1 protein-coding gene is annotated in these 452 nt (G+C 64.8%); it reads right to left on the bottom strand.

Annotated features, from left to right (window positions below; all coding sequences use genetic code 11):
• Positions 1–452 (bottom strand): Ig-like domain-containing protein (locus AC1DHT_RS29375; protein ID WP_477761608.1); only part of this gene is annotated, 452 nt, incomplete at both ends.

The following is a 452-nucleotide window of genomic DNA, read 5'->3' as shown; positions in this document are numbered from 1 at the left end:
GCCCTTGTTTGCCGGTGCACTGACCGAGTTCAGTGTGAACAGGTGACCGTCGTCGACATCGCTGTCGTTGSCCAGCACGTTGATGCTCAGGGTCTGGTTCTCCGTGCCGGCGGCCGTATCGGCCACCGCCACCGGCGCGTCGTTGGTGCCGGTAATGGTCACATCCACCGTGGAACTCGAGAGCGCGCCGTGTTCGTCCTGCATCTGGTAAGTGAGCGTCACGTGCTCGACCACGCCTTGCGCCAGATGATCGAAGTCGCTCCCCGGATTGAACACGAGCTGGTTGCCGACCACGCTGGCCGTGCCCTTGTTTGCCGGCGCGCTGGCCGAGTTCAGTGTGAACAGGTGRCCGTCGTCGACATCGGTRTCGTTGGCCAGCACGTTGATGGTCAGGGTCTGGTTCTCCGTGCCGGCGGCCGTATCGGCCCGGCCGTATCGGCCACCGCCACCGG

Source organism: Pseudomonas sp. 05N432 (assembly GCF_056396945.1).
The sequence above is the reverse complement of the archived record's forward strand: the minus strand, read 5'-3'. Positions and strand labels throughout refer to the sequence as shown.